The 19,837-nt window shown below is 61.1% G+C and carries 21 protein-coding genes; 18 read left to right on the top strand and 3 right to left on the bottom strand.

Features of this window, described 5'->3' with window-relative positions:
• Positions 1-106: 106 nt before the first annotated feature.
• The 14 genes from fabF (at position 107) to K0H48_RS08205 (ending at position 13,624) form a co-directional block, all read left to right on the top strand.
• Positions 107-1,351, top strand: coding sequence for a beta-ketoacyl-ACP synthase II (gene fabF / locus K0H48_RS08140; protein WP_200433820.1), 1,245 nt, complete (start codon positions 107-109; stop codon positions 1,349-1,351).
• Entirely contained in the window at positions 1,351-2,166 is an 816-nt protein-coding gene (gene pabC / locus K0H48_RS08145) for an aminodeoxychorismate lyase (RefSeq protein WP_219267069.1), read from the top strand. The genes fabF and pabC overlap by 1 nt, the downstream gene beginning before the upstream one ends.
• Before the next feature lies 1 nt (position 2,167).
• Entirely contained in the window at positions 2,168-3,304 is a 1,137-nt protein-coding gene (gene mltG, locus K0H48_RS08150) for an endolytic transglycosylase MltG (RefSeq protein WP_219267070.1), read from the top strand.
• A gap of 19 nt (positions 3,305-3,323) precedes the next feature.
• Complete coding sequence (tmk, locus tag K0H48_RS08155; protein ID WP_219267071.1) at positions 3,324-3,956, top strand: dTMP kinase; 633 nt, start codon at positions 3,324-3,326, stop codon at positions 3,954-3,956.
• Positions 3,949-4,938 (top strand): DNA polymerase III subunit delta', encoded by a 990-nt coding sequence (locus tag K0H48_RS08160; RefSeq protein WP_219267072.1) that lies wholly within the window; start codon positions 3,949-3,951, stop codon positions 4,936-4,938. Before tmk ends, K0H48_RS08160 begins: the two co-directional genes overlap by 8 nt.
• Before the next feature lie 63 nt (positions 4,939-5,001).
• Positions 5,002-5,787 carry a TatD family hydrolase gene (locus K0H48_RS08165; protein WP_058420779.1) on the top strand — a complete coding sequence of 262 codons (786 nt, stop codon included), beginning with the start codon at positions 5,002-5,004 and terminating at the stop codon, positions 5,785-5,787.
• A gap of 446 nt (positions 5,788-6,233) precedes the next feature.
• Positions 6,234-6,902, top strand: coding sequence for a TetR/AcrR family transcriptional regulator (locus K0H48_RS08170; protein ID WP_219267073.1), 669 nt, complete (start codon positions 6,234-6,236; stop codon positions 6,900-6,902).
• 140 nt (positions 6,903-7,042) lie between these two features.
• Complete coding sequence (locus K0H48_RS08175; protein WP_017138359.1) at positions 7,043-8,011, top strand: GTP 3',8-cyclase MoaA; 969 nt, start codon at positions 7,043-7,045, stop codon at positions 8,009-8,011.
• 129 nt (positions 8,012-8,140) lie between these two features.
• A complete protein-coding gene (locus K0H48_RS08180) occupies positions 8,141-8,746 on the top strand; it encodes a DUF4823 domain-containing protein (RefSeq protein WP_138814243.1) in 606 nt (201 codons plus the stop codon).
• An 18-nt stretch (positions 8,747-8,764) separates the two neighbouring features.
• Positions 8,765-9,325 carry a DUF1285 domain-containing protein gene (locus K0H48_RS08185; RefSeq protein WP_219267074.1) on the top strand — a complete coding sequence of 187 codons (561 nt, stop codon included), beginning with the start codon at positions 8,765-8,767 and terminating at the stop codon, positions 9,323-9,325.
• Between the two features lie 70 nt (positions 9,326-9,395).
• Positions 9,396-10,109 carry a GntR family transcriptional regulator gene (locus K0H48_RS08190; protein ID WP_219267075.1) on the top strand — a complete coding sequence of 238 codons (714 nt, stop codon included), beginning with the start codon at positions 9,396-9,398 and terminating at the stop codon, positions 10,107-10,109.
• On the top strand, positions 10,106-11,107 hold the full coding sequence (locus tag K0H48_RS08195; protein WP_219267076.1) for an ADP-ribosylglycohydrolase family protein: 1,002 nt from the start codon (positions 10,106-10,108) through the stop codon (positions 11,105-11,107). The genes K0H48_RS08190 and K0H48_RS08195 overlap by 4 nt, the downstream gene beginning before the upstream one ends.
• Before the next feature lie 140 nt (positions 11,108-11,247).
• Positions 11,248-12,714, top strand: coding sequence for a cytosine permease (locus K0H48_RS08200; protein WP_017138354.1), 1,467 nt, complete (start codon positions 11,248-11,250; stop codon positions 12,712-12,714).
• Complete coding sequence (locus tag K0H48_RS08205) at positions 12,707-13,624, top strand: PfkB family carbohydrate kinase (protein ID WP_219267077.1); 918 nt, start codon at positions 12,707-12,709, stop codon at positions 13,622-13,624. The genes K0H48_RS08200 and K0H48_RS08205 overlap by 8 nt, the downstream gene beginning before the upstream one ends.
• Positions 13,625-13,760: 136 nt before the next feature.
• Here K0H48_RS08205 and K0H48_RS08210 read toward each other — a convergent pair whose 3' ends face one another.
• The 3 genes from K0H48_RS08210 to K0H48_RS08220 all read right to left on the bottom strand — a co-directional run bounded on the left by K0H48_RS08210 (position 13,761) and on the right by K0H48_RS08220 (position 15,688).
• A complete protein-coding gene (locus tag K0H48_RS08210; protein WP_219267078.1) occupies positions 13,761-14,027 on the bottom strand; it encodes a hypothetical protein in 267 nt (88 codons plus the stop codon).
• 51 nt (positions 14,028-14,078) lie between these two features.
• On the bottom strand, positions 14,079-14,405 hold the full coding sequence (locus K0H48_RS08215) for a hypothetical protein (protein ID WP_056861626.1): 327 nt from the start codon (positions 14,403-14,405) through the stop codon (positions 14,079-14,081).
• Between the two features lie 86 nt (positions 14,406-14,491).
• On the bottom strand, positions 14,492-15,688 hold the full coding sequence (locus tag K0H48_RS08220) for an MFS transporter (protein ID WP_219267079.1): 1,197 nt from the start codon (positions 15,686-15,688) through the stop codon (positions 14,492-14,494).
• A 187-nt stretch (positions 15,689-15,875) separates the two neighbouring features.
• Between K0H48_RS08220 and K0H48_RS08225 the strand changes: the two genes are divergently transcribed.
• The 4 genes from K0H48_RS08225 (at position 15,876) to araG (ending at position 19,830) form a co-directional block, all read left to right on the top strand.
• Positions 15,876-16,355, top strand: a complete 480-nt coding sequence (locus K0H48_RS08225) for a GNAT family N-acetyltransferase (RefSeq protein WP_026013792.1) — start codon at positions 15,876-15,878, stop codon at positions 16,353-16,355.
• 154 nt (positions 16,356-16,509) lie between these two features.
• Positions 16,510-17,331 carry an SDR family oxidoreductase gene (locus tag K0H48_RS08230; protein ID WP_138814252.1) on the top strand — a complete coding sequence of 274 codons (822 nt, stop codon included), beginning with the start codon at positions 16,510-16,512 and terminating at the stop codon, positions 17,329-17,331.
• A 22-nt stretch (positions 17,332-17,353) separates the two neighbouring features.
• The gene (locus tag K0H48_RS08235; RefSeq protein WP_219267080.1) at positions 17,354-18,334 is read left to right on the top strand and encodes a substrate-binding domain-containing protein; all 981 of its coding nucleotides are present in this window, start codon (positions 17,354-17,356) and stop codon (positions 18,332-18,334) included.
• A complete protein-coding gene (gene araG / locus K0H48_RS08240; RefSeq protein WP_219267081.1) occupies positions 18,331-19,830 on the top strand; it encodes an L-arabinose ABC transporter ATP-binding protein AraG in 1,500 nt (499 codons plus the stop codon). The genes K0H48_RS08235 and araG overlap by 4 nt, the downstream gene beginning before the upstream one ends.
• Positions 19,831-19,837 lie beyond the last annotated feature (7 nt).

Raw genomic sequence — 19,837 nt, forward strand, 5'->3', positions numbered from 1 at the left:
GACAGGGAAAAACCGCACTGCTGTAACGGCGTGCGGTTTTTTCTTTAAGCGGTGATGAAAAGTAAGCTGCGAAGCAAAGTGTCGTCATTAGAAAAAGGAGAGTGCTGTGTCGCGTAGACGCGTCGTAGTCACCGGTATGGGTATGTTGTCGCCACTGGGTACGGATGTGCCGAGCAGTTGGCAGGGCATTCTGGCTGGCCACAGTGGTATCGGTCTGATCGAACACACGGACCTTTCTGCCTATTCCACCCGTTTTGGCGGCTCGGTAAAGGGCTTCAATGTCGAGGAATATCTCTCGGTCAAAGAATCCCGCAAGCTCGACCTGTTCATTCAATACGGCCTGGCAGCCGGTTTTCAGGCGGTGCGTAATGCCGGCCTGGAAGTCACCGACGCCAACCGTGAGCGCATCGGCGTGGCCATGGGTTCGGGTATTGGCGGTTTGACCAATATCGAAGAAACCAGCCGCACGCTGCACGATTCCGGCCCCCGTCGAATTTCACCGTTCTTCGTGCCGGGCTCGATCATCAATATGATTTCCGGTTTCCTGTCGATCCATTTGGGCGCACAGGGACCCAACTACGCCATTGCCACCGCGTGCACCACCGGTACGCATTGCATCGGCATGGCGGCGCGTAACATTGCCTATGACGAAGCCGACGTGATGATCGCCGGTGGCGCCGAAATGGCTGCCTGCGGCCTCGGCATGGGTGGCTTCGGCGCGTCCCGTGCGCTGTCGACGCGCAATGACGAACCGACTCGCGCCAGCCGTCCGTGGGACAAGGGCCGTGATGGCTTTGTACTGTCCGACGGCGCCGGTGCGCTGGTGCTCGAAGAGCTGGAGCACGCCAAGGCGCGCGGTGCCACCATCTACGCCGAGCTGATCGGCTTTGGCATGAGCGGTGACGCCTACCACATGACCTCGCCGCCGTCCGACGGTGCCGGTGCTGCGCGTTGCATCACCAACGCCTTGCGCGACGCGAAGGTCAACCCCAACCAGGTGCAGTACATCAATGCCCACGGCACTTCGACCCCGACTGGCGACCTGGCGGAAGCCGAAGCCATCAAGTCGGTGTTCGGCGAGCACGCCTACAAGCTGGCGGTCAGTTCCACCAAGTCCATGACCGGCCACCTGTTGGGTGCGGCGGGCGCGGTCGAGGCGATCTTCAGCGTCATGGCCATCAAGGATCAGGTCGCTCCGCCGACCATCAACCTCGATGAACCAGACGAGGGCTGCGACCTCAACTTCGTGCCTCACGAAGCGCAGCCGATGCCGATCGACGTGGTGATCTCCAACTCGTTCGGTTTCGGTGGCACCAACGGTTCCCTGGTGTTCCGCCGGTTCGCCGAGTGATGCACAGCTGGGTCGACGGTCAGCCAGCGGACAGCGTGCCCCTGAAAGATCGCGGCCTGGCGTATGGCGATGGGCTGTTCGAGACCCTCGCCGTCAAGGCCGGGCAGCCGGTGCTGCTCGACCGGCACCTGCAACGCCTGGAAGCGGGTTGCAGGCGCCTCGCCCTGGTTGCGGACCACACGCTGATCCGCAGCGAAGTGCTGGCCTATGCCGCTGCCTTTGGCAATGGTGTACTCAAATTGATCCTCACCCGTGGCGACAGCCTGCGCGGCTATGGCATCACGCCTGGCGCTCCGGTGCGCCGTATCTTGCAGGGCAATCCGCCCGCTGCTTATCCCCTGGCCCATGCAACCGATGGCATCCGCCTGTTTGCGTGCGCCACGCGCTTGGCCGAGCAGCCGTTGCTGGCCGGTCTCAAGCACCTTAATCGTCTTGAACAGGTAATCGCCCGCGCCGAATGGCAGGATGCCGAACATGCCGAGGGCTTGATGCTGGATGTGTCCGGGCGCGTCATCGAAGGCGTGTTCAGCAACCTGTTCCTGGTGCGCAATGGCTTGTTACTAACCGCTGATCTGAATCGTTGCGGGGTTGCCGGCGTCATGCGCGCGGAGATTCTGGCGCAGGCGCAAACCCTGGGCATCCCGGCGGCCGTGGCCGACATCAGCCTTGCGCAGTTGCAACAGGCCGACGAAGTCTTCGTGTGCAACAGCGTTTATGGCATTTGGCCCGTACGTGGTTGTGCTGGGATGAGCTGGTCGGTTGGGCCGCTCACCCGTAAACTGCAGGGCATTGTTCGCGCGCTATTGGAAATTTGAGTTGATACGAAAACTGGTTTTACTGCTGCAGATCGGCCTGGTCTCGGCAGGCTTGCTGCTGGGCTTCTCGGCCTGGAAGCTCGACTCTGCGCTGAAGCAGCCCCTGAATCTGCCCCAGGAACAATTGCTCGATGTGCCCGCCGGGGCCACCCCGACGGGCACCTTCAATCGCCTTGAAACCGAAGGCGTGCTGGATGGCGCCTTCTGGTTGCGCCTCTACTGGCGCTTCAACCTCGACGGCCAGCCGCTGCACAGCGGTGAATACCGCATGACCCCAGACCTGACGGCCGAAGGCCTGATCGGCCTGTGGCAGCGTGGTGAAGTGGTGCAATACAGCCTGACATTGGTGGAAGGCTGGAACTTCCGCCAGGTGCGTTCAGCGCTGGCCAAACACGAAAAGATCGTGCAGACCCTGTCGGGCCTGAGCGACAACGAAGTAATGGATAAGCTCGGCCACCCCGGCGTATTTCCCGAAGGGCGATTCTTTCCTGATACTTACCGCTTCGTGCGCGGCATGACCGATGTCGAATTCCTGAAAAAAGCCTACAACCGCCTGGACGATGTACTGGCCCAGGAATGGAGCCAACGCGCCGCCGACGCGCCGTACACCGACCCTTACCAGGCGCTGATCATGGCCTCTCTGGTAGAAAAGGAAACCGGTGTGCCGCAAGAGCGCGGGCAGATCGCGGGTGTGTTCGTGCGCCGTCTGAAAATCGGCATGCTGCTGCAGACCGACCCCACGGTGATCTACGGCCTGGGCGAGCGCTACACCGGCAAGCTGACCCGCGCGCACCTCAAGGAAGCCAACCCCTATAACACCTACATGATTGCCGGCCTGCCGCCGACGCCGATCGCCATGGTCGGCCGCGAGGCGATCCACGCTGCTTTGAACCCGGTGGCCGGCAGTAGCCTGTACTTCGTCGCCCGCGGTGATGGCAGCCATATTTTCTCCGATGACCTGGATGCGCATAATGCCGCCGTGCGTGAGTTCCAGCTCAAGCGCCGCGCCGATTACCGTTCCAGCCCGGCACCGGCGGTAAAACCGCTGGAAGATGCCACGCCACCTGCCGATGCCGCGCCGGTTGAAAACCCCGCCGAGCCTGCGCCGGACGCCGCTGCGCCGCAAAGCCCGCAATGACTCTGACTAAGGACTGACTGTGACTGGCTTGTTTATTACCCTGGAAGGCCCGGAAGGCGCCGGCAAAAGCACCAACCGCGATTACCTGGCCGAGCGTCTGCGCGCTGAAGGCATCGAGGTGGTGCTAACCCGTGAGCCCGGCGGTACGCCGTTGGCCGAGCGCATCCGTGAAGTGTTGCTGGCTCCAGGTGAAGAGCAAATGAACCCGGACACTGAGCTGCTATTGGTGTTTGCTGCCCGCGCCCAGCATTTGGCCGAAGTGATTCGCCCGGCGCTGGCACGGGGCGCGGTGGTGATTTGCGACCGTTTTACCGATTCCACCTACGCCTACCAGGGCGGCGGGCGCGGCTTGTCCCTTGAGCGCATCGCCAGCCTGGAAGCTTTCGTGCAAGGCGACTTGCGCCCCGACTTGACCCTGCTGTTCGACCTGCCGGTGGAAGTCGGCATGGCCCGCGCCAGTGCCCGTGGCCGCCTGGACCGCTTCGAGCTGGAAGGTTCGACATTCTTCAATGCGGTCCGTAGCGCGTTCCTACAGCGTGCCAAGGCTGAGCCTGCGCGTTACTCCTTACTGGACGCAGCCCAGCCTCTGGCGCAGGTACAGCAGGCCATCGATGCTCTGCTGCCCAAACTCCTGGAGCGCGCCCGTGGCTGAAGCCTACCCGTGGCAAGACAGCCTCTGGCAGCAATTGGCCGGGCGTGCCCAGCATGCCCATGCCTATTTGCTGCACGGCCCCATCGGTATCGGCAAGCGCGCCTTGGCCGAGCGCCTGATGGCCAGCCTGCTGTGCAAGCAACCGGTCAACCTGGAAGCCTGCGGTGAGTGCAAATCCTGCCTGCTGCTCAAGGCCGGCAGCCACCCCGACAACTACCTGCTCGAACCTGAAGAGGCCGACAAGGCGATCAAGGTCGACCAGGTGCGTGACCTTGTCAGTTTCGTGGTGCAGACAGCGCAGATGGGCGGGCGCAAGGTGGTGCTGATCGAGCCGGTGGAGGCGATGAATATCAACGCCGCCAACGCCTTGCTCAAGAGCCTGGAAGAGCCATCGGGCGACACCGTGCTGTTGCTGGTCAGCCATCAGTCCAGCCGTTTGCTGCCGACTATCCGCAGCCGTTGCGTGCAGCAGGCCTGCCCATTGCCGAGCGAGGCCATGAGCCTGCAATGGCTGGCGCAGGCTCTGCCGGAATGTACTGCCGACGAGCGGGTCGAGTTGCTGACCCTGGCTGCCGGTTCACCCTTGGCGGCGGTGAAGCTGCAGGCCCAAGGCGTGCGTGAGCAGCGGGCGCTGGTGGTCGATGGCGTCAAGAAGCTGCTCAAGCAGGAACAGTCCGCCACGCAACTGGCCGAAGGCGCCTGGAAGGATATTCCGTTGCTGCTGCTGTTCGACTGGTTCTGTGACTGGTCGAGTCTGATCCTGCGCTACCAGTTGACCCAGGACGAAAACGGCCTGGGCCTGCCGGACATGCGCAAAGTGGTGCAGTACCTGGCGCAAAAAAGTGCCCAGGACAAGGTGCTGAACATCCAGGACTGGATCCTGGCCCAACGCCAAAAAGTCCTCGGCAAAGCTAACCTCAACCGCGTGCTGTTGCTCGAAGCACTGCTGGTGCAATGGGTTGGCTTGCTCGGCCGGCGTTAATTTTCGTGGCCGACGGGTGTATCGTCGGCCAGACACTTCCCATGAATTAAGTCGTACTTTCCTATGCTCGTAGATTCCCACTGCCACCTTGATCGCCTCGACCTCGCCCAGCACGGCGGCTCCCTCGACGCTGCCCTGGAAGCGGCACGCCAGCGTGGGGTAGGGCACTTCCTGTGCATCGGCGTGAGCGCCGACAACGCCGCCGACGTCAAAGCCTTGGCTGATCGCTATGCCGATGTCGACTGCTCGGTCGGTATCCACCCGCTGGACCTCAAGCCCGGTGAAGCGCCGGCCCTGGACTGGCTATTGAGCGAGCTTAACCACCCACGCGTGGTGGCGATTGGCGAAACCGGCCTGGATTACCACTACGAACCTGAAGCCGCCGAGTTACAGCAAGCCTCTTTCCGTCTGCACCTGCAAGCGGCCCAGCAGACCGGCAAACCGGTGATCGTCCACACCCGTGGCGCCCGCGCTGACACCCTGACGCTATTGCGTGAAGCCGCCTTGCCCCAGGCTGGCGTGCTGCATTGCTTCACCGAAGACTGGGACATGGCCAAGGCCGCGCTGGACCTGGGCTTTTACATTTCTCTGTCGGGTATCGTCACCTTCCGCAACGCCGACGCCTTGCGCGACGTGGCGCGTCAGGTGCCGGCCGACCGCCTGCTGGTGGAAACCGATTCGCCTTACCTCGCGCCGATCCCCCATCGCGGCAAGCCGAACCTGCCGGAATACGTGCGCGATGTGGCCGATTACCTGGCGATGCTGCGCGGTGAATCCGTTGAGCGCTTTGCCGAGCAGACCACCGAGAACTTCAAGCGTCTGTTCCCGCTGGCCCACGTGGCCGGCTGAGACGGCCAAATCGCAGGCAAAAAAAACCCGGGTTCTGGGGGGTGAATCCGGGTTAAGACCATTAGGAGTAAAACAAGGGCACACAGTCCGTCGGTACCCAGGTCGACGCGTCACTTGGGGGAGATGCCACGTCGACAGTTCAAGTATTGATCAGTATCCGATTCAGTCCAGTCGCGATTGGTCGTTTTTTAAACAGATTTGGAATACGAACGCTTCGCTTGAGTTCTCATTGAGCGGATGCACGGCTGCAGTTGTTGCGTATTATTTCTGACTGATAGCCCCTTAATCGTTGGCGCACTGAAACTAAAACGCACGCTGGGTTCACATAGGCGTTGCCCAACGACCGTTCAGTCGGGATAATCCCTCGCATCGGGTAAATCGTATCGCCACGTATCCGTGGCCCTGCGTAACCCTCCCTAATTCCGACCTCTGCAGACCTCTTCCTCATGCACAAAGAACCCCGTAAGGTCCGTGAGTTTCGCCGCCGTGAGCAGGAGATTCTCGACACCGCACTCAAGTTATTCCTCGAACAAGGTGAAGACAGCGTCACCGTCGAGATGATTGCGGATGCCGTGGGTATCGGCAAAGGCACGATCTACAAACACTTCAAATCCAAGGCCGAGATCTACCTGCGGCTGATGCTCGACTACGAGCGCGACTTGAACGAGCTGCTGCATTCGGCCGATGTGGACAAGGACAAGGAGGCGCTGTCACGCGCCTATTTCGAGTTCCGCATGCGTGACCCGCAGCGCTACCGCCTGTTCGACCGCCTGGAAGAAAAGGTGGTCAAGGGCCATCAAGTGCCGGAAATGGTCGAGGAGCTGCACAAAATCCGCGCCTCGAACTTCGAGCGCCTCACCCTGCTGATCAAGGGCCGCATCAGCGAAGGCAAGCTGGAAGACGTGCCACCGTATTTCCACTACTGCGCCGCCTGGGCGTTGGTGCATGGCGCGGTGGCGCTGTACCACTCGCCGTTCTGGAGCAATGTGCTGGAAGATCAGGAAGGTTTCTTCCAGTTCCTGATGGACATCGGCGTGCGCATGGGCAACAAGCGCAAGCACAGCGCTGAGCTGCCGAGCGCTGAGCCTAAGAGCAGCGACGCTCCCGCTGTTTAAGCTATTCCCGACAGTGATGGCGCAATGATTTGCTGCCGCTTGCAGTACCCCAGGAATATACTCAGGCAAGGACGCTTGCTAAAAGCTGATTTTTCAGTCAGCTTTTAGCGCGCCAGAACCATCCTCTGCCGGAGTGATCCATGATCGTTGATCGTCAAGGCAGGCGATTTCGCAATTTGCGGATCAGCCTGACCTCAGCCTGCAATTACGCGTGTACCTACTGCGTGCCAAACGGCAAGCGGCTGGTGGCTGCCCAGGACGAACTCTCGGCCGAGGCCATGGCGCGTGGCGTGGCTTATCTGATCGAAGCGGCCGGCATCGAGCGCTTGCGCATTACCGGCGGTGAACCGTTGGTCAGCCCCAAGCTGGAAGCCTTCATGGGCGCCGTGGGCGGGATGGGCCTCAGTGACATCAGCCTGACCACTAACGGCCAACTGCTGGCGCGCAAGCTGCCGCTGCTGGTGGATGCGGGTATTCGGCGCATCAACGTGTCCCTTGATACCCTGGATGCCGACGCTTTCCGCAGCATCGCCCGTGGCGGCGACCTGGCCACCGTGCTCGATGGCATGGACCAGGCCCGCGCCGCCGGCATCAAGATTAAAGTCAATATGGTGCCGTTGCGTGGGCAGAACCTCGACCAAGTGATGCCGCTGCTCGACTATTGCCTGGAACGTGGCTACGAGCTGCGCTTTATCGAACTGATGCGCATGGGCCACCTGGCCAAGGATTCCAATGCCTTCCTGCAACAGTTTGTCAGCTTGCAGCAACTGCTCAGCCTGATTGGCGAACATCACGAATACCTGCAAGCCAACGCGCCGATTGATGCCACGGCGGTGCGCTATGAAGTGCCGGGCAAAGGCTTCTTTGGCGTGATCGCCAACGAAAGCGTGCCGTTCTGCCGCACCTGTTCGCGCCTGCGCTTGTCGTCTACCGGTTGGTTGCATGGCTGTTTGTCGTCGAGCAACCGCCACTATGTGGGCGACCTGCTGGACCAACCGCGCCATCAGGCACTGCCGGCCCTGCAAGGTCTGTTGATGAAGGCTTTGGGTGACAAGCAGGAAGTGGCCTTCTCTGGCGGTGCCACGGTGATGAAGATCATCGGCGGCTAACACCGCACACAATCGAATGTGGGAGCAGGCTTTTTGTGGGAGCTGGCTTTGCATTGCACTTGAGTGGCGCGGATTCTGCATCTTGTGCCCATTCGCCGGTTTTCCGTCACCGGCTTCTGGAGGATTAGGATGCGTAGTCTGGTTTTGTTGCTGGCGTCAGTGGCGCTGAGTGGCTGCATGACCGTCAGCGATATGGCCGAAGGCACCCGCTATCAGATGAGCGACGCCGGGCTGCTGGACCACAGTGATACCCGTCGTACCGCCTCGGTGCGCATACAGCCGGACTCCTTTGTGTTTATCGCCCAGGGCGCCTTTTTGCCGCCGGGCAGCGCCTATCCGCGACCCAACGTGGTGGCCGAAGAAGCCTTCAACGGCTTCGTCGAATATTTCCCGATGGTGCGCCGCGCTCGCAAGCCGGAAGGCCTCGAACAGGCCATGGCCGAAGCCCGTGCGGCGGGCGCTCACTACCTGCTGTATTGCCGCTTTGCGGCAGCCGATGACCGTATTGGCAATGCCGATGAGTGGACAGACCAGCAAGCGTTGGACCGTGTCGGCCTGGACAGCGGCGTAATCCAGATCATGTTGATCGAGACCAGCACCCAGTATTTGATTGATACTGCACGCATTCGCAGTCGTGGCGGTTTACTGACGTTCCACGACAACAAGCCAGAAGACTTGATCGCCCGCCCGCTGGCCCAATACGCCCGCGGCCTGTTGGGAATGGGTGATCAATAAAATCCAGAGGAGAACCCTATGACCGATTCCGCCAAGGCCAATGATCTATTGGCCCAACTGCCCAAGGGCAAGGGGCCGGCGCCGGTACACCTGTGGAACCCGGATTTCTGCGGCAACATCGACATGCGCATCGCCCGTGACGGCACCTGGTTTTACCAGGGCACGCCGATCGGGCGTAAGCCGATGGTCAAGTTTTTCTCCAACATCATCCGCCGCGATGGCGATGAGTATTTCCTGGTCACTCCCGTGGAAAAGGTCGGTATCAGCGTCGATGATGCGCCCTTTGTCGCGGTAACGCTGGAAGTCGAAGGGCAGGGCGAAAGCCAGATACTGCGCTTCACCACCAACGTCGACGAGGACATTGAAGCGGGCCATGAACACCCTTTGCGGGTGGTGATCGACCCGATCACCCAGGAACCTGCGCCTTACCTGCGAGTGCGCACCAACCTTGAAGCCCTGGTGCATCGCAACGTGTTTTACCAATTGGTCGAGTTGGCGGTCAGCCGTCCGATCAACGGTCAGAACTGGCTTGGCGTCTGGAGCAGCGGGGAGTTTTTCCGCATTGGCCTGGAGCCCTGAGGCCGAGTTTTCATCACCCTGAAATAATTTTGCTTGCTGTGATCGGGCGCTTTCGGTTATCACTTTGTACATGATTAGACATGTCCGATTTGATAAGAAAAAACGCGTCGTAGACGAACTCATCCGCCGTATCGAAGGTGGGGTGATGGCCGACGGTTTCCTGCTGCCGGGTGAGCATCAACTGGCCGAGGAATTTGCGGTCAGCCGTGGCACCTTGCGCGAAGCCCTGGCTGAGCTCAAACGTCGTAACTACATCGCCACGCAAAGCGGGGTCGGCTCCATCGTCACCTTTGACGGCATGGTGCTCGACCAGCGCAGCGGTTGGGCACAGGCGCTGGCCGATACCGGCGCACTGGTCATCACCGACATCCTGCGCCTGGAAGCCGTGACACGACCGGACCTGCTCAGCCGTTTTGGCAGCGACCAATTTATCGCCCTCGACCGCCGTCGGCGCACCCCCGATGGCACCGCCGTGTCCCTCGAACGTTCGTTGATGCCCGCGACCGGTGGCCTGGAAAGCCTGCCCCGTGTCGGCCTGATCGATAATTCACTCACCGTCACCCTGGCCGCCTACGGCTACGTGGGTGCCGAGGGTGATCAATGGATCGGTGCCGAGCCTTTGAGCGATGAAGACGCCGAGTTGCTCGGCCGCCCAGCCGGTACGGTATTTCTCAAAGCCTCGCGCACCACCTACGACCGCCGCGAGCGTCTCATGGAGCATGTCGAAAGCTTGCTCGACCCTTTGCACTTTCGCCTGCACCTGCAGTTTGGAGCTTCGAAATGACCGCGCAAAATCGTGCCCTCGGTGCCTTCTACGGCCTGGCCCTGGGCGATGCATTAGGCATGCCCACCCAGTCATTGAGCCGCGAGCAGGTGCAGCAGCGCTTCGGGGCCATCACCGCTCTGGAAGTGGCTGGCGCCGATCAACCCATTGCGCCGAACATGCCGGCAGGCTCCATCACCGATGACACCGAGCAGGCGATCCTGGTCGGTGAGTTGCTGGTGCAGGGGCAGGGCAAGATCGAACCCACGGTACTCGCCCAGCGCCTGATCGAATGGGAAGCGGCGATGCGCGCCAAAGGCTCCCAGGATTTGCTGGGGCCGTCGACCAAACGCGCCATCGACATGATCCTCGCTGGCCACACTCCGGAAGAATCCGGGCGCTACGGCACCACCAATGGCGCCGCTATGCGCATCACGCCAGTGGGGATTGCCGCCGACGTCAGCGACCCGGCGCAATTTATCCAGGCGGTGATCCAGGCCTGCCAGGTCACCCATAACACCAACCTGGGCATCTCCAGCGCGGCGGCAGTGGCGGCGGTGGTTTCGGCGGGTATCAACGGTGTGGATTTGGGCGAGGCCCTTAACATCGGCACCCAGCTCGCGCAGCAGGCCGAGGGCCATGGCCACTGGATTGCCGGTGGGCGGATTTCCACGCGCATCAGTTGGGCGCGCACCTTGAGCGTCGGCAGCGGCGACAAAGCCCTGTTTGCCGACCTGCTTTACGAACTGATCGGCACCTCCGTCGCCTCACAAGAGTCGGTAGTGGTGTCGTTTGCCCTCGCCCAGCAAGTGGCGGTGGGTGACATGAATGCCTTCGAGGCGCTGTGCCTGGCGGCCAGCCTTGGCGGCGACACCGACACCATCGCCGCCATGCTGGGTGCGATGTTGGGCGCGTGCCTGGGCATGCAGTGCTGGCCTGAAGCGATGATTGAGCAGGTCAAGCAGGTCAATGGCCTGGATTTGCAGGTGTTGGTTCAAGGCCTGCTCGAAATTCGATAAGCGCTGAAAATCAAAAAAATTGTGGGAGCGGGCTTGCTCCCACATTTGATTGTGCCGAGTCATGGAGACCGAGCGAGTAAGTAGTTTTATTTGCACACCTGCCACAACCACAACAATACAGGCACCAGGAGCACCCCCTCATGAGCAGCACTTCTTCCGGCCAAAGTGCCGGGCAATTGGAAACACGCGGCATCGAACCGGTCCCCGAAGGCGAGTGCAATGGCCACCCGCTGCAGCTGTTCTGGGTGTGGTTCGCGGCTAACATCAGCATCCTTGGCTTGCCGCTCGGCGCAACCCTGGTGGCGTTCCGTGGCCTGGCGATCTGGCAGGCGATCATTGTGGCGATCCTCGGCGCCGCCGGCTCCTTTGCCGTGGTGGGCATCATCTCGATTGCCGGCCGTCGCGGCCGCGCACCGAGCCTGACGCTGTCGCGCGCGATCTTCGGCGTGCGCGGCAATATCGGCCCCACGCTGGTCTCGCTGATGTCGCGCCTGGGCTGGGAAACCGTCAACACCACCACCGCCGCCTTTGTGCTGCTGTCGTTGTGTTCGATCCTGTTCGGCTCGCCGGTCGAGGCTAAAAGCGCGCCGGTGCTCACGCTGATCTTTATCGCCATCTTCGTGCTGCTGACCCTGTCCGTATCCGGCCTCGGCCACGCCACCTTGCTGGTCATCCAGAAGTGGGCCACCTACGTGTTCGGCGCCTTGAACATCCTGGTCGGCGGCTTCCTCTGCGCGACCATCGACTGGAGCGCGGTGTTCAATGCCACCCCGGCGCCGCTGAGCGCCATGATCATCGGCGTCGGCACCATGGCGGCCGGTACCGGTATCGGCTGGGCCAACGCCGGTGCCGACATGTCGCGCTACCAGCACCGCAGTGTCAAAGCCGTGCGCCTGGTGGCGTCCGCCGCGTTTGGTGCGGGCATCCCGCTGGTGCTGTTGATCACCCTCGGCGGCCTGCTGTCGGTGGGCAACAACGACCTGGCGTCGGCTACCGACCCGATCATCGCGATCCGCGACATGCTGCCGACCTGGATGGCGGTGCCGTACTTGATCACTGCGTTCGGCGGGCTGCTGCTCTCCAACAATCTCTCGGTGTACTCGGCGGGCCTCACTACGCTGACCTTGGGCCTCAAGGTCAAGCGCGTGCACGCGGTGATTGTCGACATTGTGGCGATCTTCGCCGGTTCGATTTACTTCATGCTGATCGCCGACAGTTTCTACGGCCCGTTCATCACCTTCATCTCGCTGCTGGCCGTGCCGATCACCGCCTGGGTCGGGATCTTTGTGGTCGACCTGATCCACCGTCACTACTACAGCCCCAAAGACCTGCTGGACGTGAGCCCAAGCAGCGCCTATTGGTATCGCGGTGGTGTGGAATGGCGTGCTTTTGGCGCCTGGGCGGTGGCGATTGTGCTGGGTTTCAGCTTCACCACCATCGGCACCACCGCCGAAAACATCTGGTTCGCCGGGCCTTTGTCCGACTCCTGGCTGGGCCACAACGGCCTGGGCTGGATCGTCACCTTCCTGGTGGCCGGTGGGATTTATGCGGTACTGGGCGGCGCAGCTGACCGTCGCCCGGCTTTGGTAGAGCGCGCTAATGTCTAGATTGCTGCACACCGGCCAGGTCATCGTCGACCTGGTCATGGCCCTCGACACACTGCCTGCAACCGGCGGCGACGTGCTGGCGCAATCCGCCAGCTTCGAAGCCGGCGGCGGCTTTAACGTGATGGCTGCCGCACGGCGCAATGGTTTGCCGGTGGTTTACCTTGGCCGCCATGGACAGGGGCGCTTCGGCGACCTGGCGCGCGCCGCCATGCAGGCCGAAGACGTGGAGATGGCCCAGGCGGCCAGCACCGGCAAGGACACGGGCTTGTGTGTGTCGCTGACCGAAGCCAGCACTGAACGCACCTTCATTTCGCATATCGGCGCTGAGGGTGACTTGAGTGCCGAGGACCTGGCAGGCGTGGTGCCGCGCGCAGACGATTATGTCTACGTCAGCGGCTACAGCCTGTTACTCGACGGCAAGGCCCAGGCGCTGCTCGATTGGTTGCTGGCGCTACCGCGCGAGATCAGTGTGGTGTTCGACCCGGGGCCGTTGGTCAAGGCGCCGGATTCGGCATTGATGGTTGCCTTGCTGCCACGCATCGACATCTGGACCAGCAACGGCCCCGAAGCCCTGGCGTTTACCGGGGCCGGAACGCTGGCCGAAGCGCTGCGCGAACTTAATCGTCACTTGCCGGCTGAGGCATTACTGGTGGTGCGCGACGGGCCGAATGGCTGCTGGGTGAGTCGCCACGGCAAGGTCGAGCATGTGCCGGGTTTCAAGGTGCAGGCGGTCGACAGCAACGGCGCGGGCGATGCCCATGCCGGGGTGTTTTTGGCCGGGTTGGCCGAGGGTTTAACGCCGACAGTGGCAGCACGTCGAGCCAATGCGGCGGCGGCACTGGCGGTCACACGCTGGGGGCCGGCGACGTCGCCTGGCAGTGCTGAAGTCGACGCATTAGTCGCCGGATAAATACCTATCAAAATGTGGGAGCGGGCTTGCTCGCGAAAGCGGTGGATCAGTCACCTAACATGTCGACTGACACTGCGCATTCGCGAGCAAGCCCGCTCCCACACAAGCCCGCTCCCACACTTGATCTTCGTCTAGTTCAAGCAGTGCCTTCACTTTCCAGCTTGCGCGCCTCATCAACTCCTGAGGCTGTCAGCTTGATCGGCAGGTTCAACGAATATTCACCGGCATCGTCGGTGGTCACATGCCCATCCTTGATAAACCCGCGGTCCTGCAAAAACGCCAGCACACTGGCGACCTCTTTTTCGCCGCGGTAGTTATCCAGCACCTCCTTGCCCAGGCCATTGGGGTGGGCGTGCAGCAGGCGGGTGAGGACTTCTTTTTCAAGGTTTCTATCGACGTTCATGCGTACCTCTTCACTGGGAAATGATCGGGTGTCGGTGCTGCTATCGATGCATCAAGGCGCAGGTTGTTTTGGCGCGCCCGGGATGTTGCTGTCATCGCCTTTGTTGATTTTGGGTTCATTGTTAACGCCTGGGCCCATTTTGCCGTTACCGACGGCGGCCGGTGCCTGGCGCTGGGTATCGGCGCCTTTAGTGCGAGGGTCTGCGCCATTATCGATAATCGCGCCACCGTTGGTTTCCATTCCTGTGCCCATCGAATCCTGAGACTCCTTGGTAGCAGGGTTGGTGGTGCCGGTAGACGAGGTGGCGGCAACTGCACTCAACGAAGCGGCGGACAGCAGGCCGGTGAGGGCGAGGGCAGCAAATTTGGAATTCTTCATGAGGGGTGTCTCCATATGATTAATGTCCTTACCCTTTATTGGTCCGCCCTCATTTGCAGTTCGTGCCTTGATGGCGACGAACGGTCTTAACGCACCTGTAAGATTTTGTGTGCCGAGCGCTGGCGCCAGATCAATCGCGCCACCGTGATCAGCCAGTTGAACAAGGCCACGCCCAGCACACTTGCCAGCAGCGTCGGCAAGCCGTAATCGACAATGATTTTGCCTGCCAGCAGCGGAAAGCCGAACACCCCGACAAAGTACGCCAGGCTGAACAGCAGCAAGGCTTGTGACGTGGTACCGGGCGGTGCTTCATTGGCCACCAGCCCATTGATCACCGAGTACGTCAGGCCGTAACCCACGCCCAGCGTGGCGGCTGCCAACAAGTAGCTGAGGTTGCCACTCACGCCAAACGCGAACAGCGCGATGGAGCCAAGCATGATCCCGGACAGCACGCAGGCAGCCCAGTACGCGTCGCGTTTGACCACGTGGCCGGCGATCAACAGCCGGCTGGTAATGGCGGCGCTCAGGAAGCCGCCAAAGAACAGCGAATAGTCCAAGCCATGCGCAGCGGCATAGCTGGTCTGAAACGATGAAAGCCCACCAAACACACAGCCGCCCAGGCCGACCATCAGGATCGCAAACGCGGCTTTGGATGACAGCACGCGGCGGCTGGATGCCCAGGAAATCTTCGAGGTGGGCGCATTCGCGTGGTGTTTGAGGTGGGCGCCCATTCGCCAGAACATCAGCACGCCGACAAGGCTGGCAAGACCGGCGATATAGAAGGCCGATGTCAGCGGCAAATCCAGCGCGCCGGCGGCACGCCCGAGCAAAGGGCCGGAGCCGATCCCACTCAACATGCTCCCCGACAGCAGCGCAAAATACTTTGCCCGCTGCGTCGGTTGCACCAGTAGCGTCACGATGATCGGTCCCAAGGTGTAGAACACGCCCCAGCCCAACCCCAACGACAGTCCGAACAGCATCAACCCCAGGCCAAACCCCGGCGTCAGGGCAAAACCCAGGCACGCCACCACCAGCAATACGCCCATGCCCGCAATCGCGCGCGCCGCACCGACCGCATCGGCCAAGTGGCCGCAGAACACCACCGCCACGAAGGTACTGAGCATCGCCATGGAAATCACGCTGCCGGCATCGTGCTCATTGCCGCCGCGTGAGTGAATCAGCAACGACAATAAAAACGTCGAGCCGTAGGACAGCGACAACAAGAAGCTGGCGAGGCAGAACAGGGCGAATAGCCGGGTGTTTACGGCAGGTGTGGAAGGCATGGGGCAACCTGGAATTTATTGGCGTGAGTTATTAGCGTTATCACGACTGTTTACCATGCCCGCGCGCAGGGTTTGTTCTGTGGTTGCTGGCGCTTGCTTTACGCCAGGCCGGAGTAAACAAATTGCACTGCAATCAGTCATCAAAGCGCCTTAGTATGTGGCCTTTGAAATTGCCCAAGGCCCGCCCATGACCATCGAGATTCGCCCTGCCGTGCCCAGCGATGCTGCGCAGATCCTGACCTTCATCACCGAGCTTGCCGAATACGAGAAAGCCCGCCATGAAGTGATCGCCAGTGTGGTGGATATCGAGCGCAGCCTGTTCAGCGAGGGCGCCACCGCCCATGGCCTGATCTGTTCACGGGATGGCCTGCCGATTGGCTTTGCGGTGTTCTTTTTCAGTTACTCCACCTGGCTGGGCAGCAACTGCCTGTACCTCGAAGACCTCTACATCAACCCCGAGCAACGTGGTGGCGGGGCGGGCAAGAAGCTCTTGCGCCACCTGGCCAAGATCGCCTGCGATAACGGTTGCGGGCGTTTCGAGTGGAGCGTGCTGGACTGGAACGAACCGGCGATTGCCTTCTACAAGTCTATCGGCGCACAGCCGCAGGAAGAGTGGGTGCGCTATCGCATGGAAGGTAATGCACTGCGCGACTTTGCCCAAGGCTGAAAGCACTGAAGATTTACTGTGGGAGCCAGCTCCCACTTTTTTTGTGCTAAGTCTCACTATATGGGATGCAAATTTATATATTGAGATATTTCAAAAGATGGGTTTATAGTCGGCGGCATCAGCACTCACTACCAAAAATAAAACAGGTGAAGCGATGCAGCCCCAACCGTTGTCATTACCCGCCGTGCCTGAGCCGACCTATGGCGAGCGGCTGAAAAACAAAGTGGTGATCATCACCGGTGCCGCCCAAGGCATTGGCGAGGCGATCGTCGCCTGCTTCCAGGCCCAGCAGGCACGGCTGGTGATCGCGGATATCCAGGCCGAAAAGGTCGAGCAAGTCGCCGCCCACTGGCGCGAACGCGGCGCTGAGATTGTCGCGCAGGCCGTCGATATCACCTCCAAAGAGCAATGGCAGGCGCTGGTCAATGTGGCCATCGAGCGCTTCGGTCGCGTGGATGTGTTGATCAACTGCGCGGGCGTCAACGTGTTCCGCGACCCGCTGCAGATGACCGACGAAGACTGGCGCCGCTGCTTCGCCATCGACCTCGACGGCGCCTGGTTCGGCTGCCGCACCGTGCTGCCGCACATGATCGAGCAGGGCATCGGCAACATCATCAACATCGCCTCCACCCATTCCAGCCACATCATTCCCGGCTGCTTTCCCTATCCGGTTGCCAAGCATGGCCTGCTCGGCCTCACCCGCGCCCTGGGCATCGAATACGCGCCCAAAGGCATTCGCGTGAATGCCATCGCGCCGGGCTACATCGAAACCCAGCTCAACGTCGATTACTGGAACGGCTTCCCTGACCCGCATGCCGAGCGCCAGCGCGCCTTCGATTTGCACCCGCCCAAGCGCATCGGCCAGCCGGTCGAGGTGGCGATGACGGCGCTATTCCTGGCCACCGACGAGGCACCCTTTATCAATGCAACCTGCCTGATGATCGATGGCGGGCGATCTGTGATGTACCACGACTAACAACAATCAAGAGAGGTGGTTCATGTTCAAGAAGACCTTAGGCACCGTGGCGCTGGCGATGGCCTTCAGCGGTTTTGCTGCGGCCGAAGAAGTGAAGATCGGCTTTCTGGTCAAGCAGGCCGAAGAACCCTGGTTCCAGACCGAATGGGCCTTTGCCGAAAAGGCCGGTAAGGACCAGGGCTTTACCGTGATCAAGATCGCCGTGCCCGACGGCGAGAAAACCCTATCGGCCATCGACACCCTCGCGGCCAACGGCGCCAAGGGTTTTGTCATCTGCCCGCCGGACGTGTCCCTCGGCCCTGCGATCATGGCCAAGGCCAAGCTCAACGGCTTGAAAGTGCTGGCGGTGGATGACCGTTTCGTCGATGCCAAGGGCAAGCCCATGGAAGACGTGCCTTATGTGGGCCTGGATGCCTACAAGATCGGCCAGAAGCAAGGCGAAGCTATGGCTGCCGAAGCCAAGCACCGCAACTGGGACTGGAAGGAAACCTACGCCGTCATCAACACCTTTGACGAGCTGGAAACCGGTAAAAAGCGCACCGACGGTTCGGTAGAAGGCCTCAAGGCCGCTGGCTTACCCGCTGACCACATCCTGTTCAGCGCACAGAAAACCCTCGACGTGCCAGGCAGCATGGACGCAACCAACTCGGCGCTGGTAAAGCTGCCGGGCACCGCGAAAAACCTGATCATCGGCGGCATGAACGACAGCACCGTGCTGGGCGGCGTGCGCGCCACCGAAAGCGCCGGCTTCAAGGCGGCTAACGTGATTGGCGTGGGCATCAATGGCACTGACGCGATTGAGGAGCTGAAGAAAACCGACACCGGCTTCTACGGCTCAATGCTGCTCAGCCCCGATGCGTCCGGCTACAAAACCGCCACGGCGATGTTCGAGTGGGTCACCAAAGGCACCGAGCCTGCCAAGTTCACCGCCCTGGATAACGTAACCCTGATCACTCGCGCCAACTTCAAGGAAGAGTTGAGCAAAATCGGTCTGTGGAAATGACCGGCGCGGCCTTGCGTTTCAACGGCATCGGCAAGGAATTTCCCGGGGTCAAGGCCTTGGCGCAGATCAGCTTTGAGGCGCGGCCGCACTCGGTGCACGCGCTGATGGGCGAGAACGGCGCGGGCAAGTCCACGCTGCTCAAGATCCTCGGCGGCGCCTACACGCCGAGCAGCGGCACAGTGCAGATCGGCGAGCAGGTCATGGCGTTTAAAAACGCCGCCGACAGCATCGCCAACGGCGTGGCGGTGATTCACCAGGAGCTGCATCTGGTGCCGGAAATGACCGTGGCCGAGAACCTGTTTCTCGGGCATTTGCCGTCGCGTTTTGGCGTGGTCAATGGCAGCCAGCTGCGCAAGCAGGCGTTGGCGTGTCTTAAAGGCCTGGCCGATGAAATCGACCCGCAAGAGAAGCTTGGGCGCTTGTCCCTCGGCCAGCGTCAACTGGTGGAAATCGCCAAGGCGTTGTCCCGTGGCGCCCATGTGATTGCCTTTGACGAGCCCACCAGCAGCCTCTCGGCGCGGGAAATCGACCGTTTGATGGCGATCATCACGCGCCTGCGCGACGAGGGCAAAGTGGTGCTGTACGTGTCGCACCGTATGGAAGAGGTATTCCGCATTTGCGATGCGGTGACGGTGTTCAAGGACGGCCGTTATGTGCGCACCTTTGAGGATATGGCCACACTGACTCACGACCAGTTGGTGACCTGCATGGTCGGGCGCGATATCCAGGACATTTACGATTACCGCCCGCGCGAACGCGGCGAGGTGGCGCTCAAGGTCAACGGTTTGCTTGGGCCTGGCTTGCGTGAAGCGGTCAGCTTGCAGGTACACAAGGGCGAGATTCTCGGCCTTTTCGGGCTGGTGGGCGCAGGGCGCACCGAGTTGTTTCGTTTGCTCAGTGGGCTGGAGCGCGCAACGGCCGGGCAGTTGGAATTGTTTGGGCAAATCCTGCCGTTACGGTCACCGCGCGATGCCATCGCCGCCGGTGTGCTGCTGTGCCCGGAGGACCGCAAGAAGGAAGGCATCATTCCACTGTCCAGCGTGGCCGAGAACATCAATATCAGCGCACGCGGCGCGCATTCCACCTTTGGCTGGCTGCTGCGTGAAGGCTGGGAGAAGGGCAACGCCGACAAGCAGATCAAGGCGATGAAGGTCAAGACGCCGAACGCCGAACAGAAAATCATGTACCTGTCCGGCGGCAATCAACAGAAGGCCATTCTCGGCCGCTGGTTGTCGATGCCGATGAAGGTGTTGCTGCTGGATGAGCCCACACGCGGCATCGATATCGGCGCCAAATCCGAGATTTACCAAATCATCCATAACCTCGCGGCCAGCGGCATTGCCGTGATTGTGGTGTCCAGCGACCTGATGGAAGTGATGGGCATCTCCGACCGCATCCTGGTGATGAGTGAAGGCGCGCTGACTGGCGAGTTGACCCGCGACCAGGCGGATGAAGCGAAGCTGTTGCAACTGGCTCTCCCGCGTTCGCGGGCTTGAAGAATTC

The organism is Pseudomonas sp. Xaverov 259 (genome assembly GCF_019352915.1).
In the GTDB taxonomy this organism is placed as follows: Bacteria; Pseudomonadota; Gammaproteobacteria; order Pseudomonadales; family Pseudomonadaceae; genus Aquipseudomonas.

What these genes read in the sequence shown, in the direction of transcription:
- pabC (WP_219267069.1), top strand. Translation starts at nt 1,351, where the DNA reads ATGCACAGCTGGGTCGACGGTCAGCCAGCGGACAGCGTGCCCCTGAAA.
- K0H48_RS08165 (WP_058420779.1), top strand. Translation starts at nt 5,002, where the DNA reads ATGCTCGTAGATTCCCACTGCCACCTTGATCGCCTCGACCTCGCCCAG.
- K0H48_RS08170 (WP_219267073.1), top strand. Translation starts at nt 6,234, where the DNA reads ATGCACAAAGAACCCCGTAAGGTCCGTGAGTTTCGCCGCCGTGAGCAG.
- K0H48_RS08175 (WP_017138359.1), top strand. Translation starts at nt 7,043, where the DNA reads ATGATCGTTGATCGTCAAGGCAGGCGATTTCGCAATTTGCGGATCAGC.
- K0H48_RS08180 (WP_138814243.1), top strand. Translation starts at nt 8,141, where the DNA reads ATGCGTAGTCTGGTTTTGTTGCTGGCGTCAGTGGCGCTGAGTGGCTGC.
- K0H48_RS08185 (WP_219267074.1), top strand. Translation starts at nt 8,765, where the DNA reads ATGACCGATTCCGCCAAGGCCAATGATCTATTGGCCCAACTGCCCAAG.
- K0H48_RS08190 (WP_219267075.1), top strand. Translation starts at nt 9,396, where the DNA reads ATGATTAGACATGTCCGATTTGATAAGAAAAAACGCGTCGTAGACGAA.
- K0H48_RS08195 (WP_219267076.1), top strand. Translation starts at nt 10,106, where the DNA reads ATGACCGCGCAAAATCGTGCCCTCGGTGCCTTCTACGGCCTGGCCCTG.
- K0H48_RS08200 (WP_017138354.1), top strand. Translation starts at nt 11,248, where the DNA reads ATGAGCAGCACTTCTTCCGGCCAAAGTGCCGGGCAATTGGAAACACGC.
- K0H48_RS08205 (WP_219267077.1), top strand. Translation starts at nt 12,707, where the DNA reads ATGTCTAGATTGCTGCACACCGGCCAGGTCATCGTCGACCTGGTCATG.
- K0H48_RS08210 (WP_219267078.1), bottom strand. Translation starts at nt 14,027, where the DNA reads ATGAACGTCGATAGAAACCTTGAAAAAGAAGTCCTCACCCGCCTGCTG.
- K0H48_RS08215 (WP_056861626.1), bottom strand. Translation starts at nt 14,405, where the DNA reads ATGAAGAATTCCAAATTTGCTGCCCTCGCCCTCACCGGCCTGCTGTCC.
- K0H48_RS08220 (WP_219267079.1), bottom strand. Translation starts at nt 15,688, where the DNA reads ATGCCTTCCACACCTGCCGTAAACACCCGGCTATTCGCCCTGTTCTGC.
- K0H48_RS08225 (WP_026013792.1), top strand. Translation starts at nt 15,876, where the DNA reads ATGACCATCGAGATTCGCCCTGCCGTGCCCAGCGATGCTGCGCAGATC.
- K0H48_RS08230 (WP_138814252.1), top strand. Translation starts at nt 16,510, where the DNA reads ATGCAGCCCCAACCGTTGTCATTACCCGCCGTGCCTGAGCCGACCTAT.
- K0H48_RS08235 (WP_219267080.1), top strand. Translation starts at nt 17,354, where the DNA reads ATGTTCAAGAAGACCTTAGGCACCGTGGCGCTGGCGATGGCCTTCAGC.
- araG (WP_219267081.1), top strand. Translation starts at nt 18,331, where the DNA reads ATGACCGGCGCGGCCTTGCGTTTCAACGGCATCGGCAAGGAATTTCCC.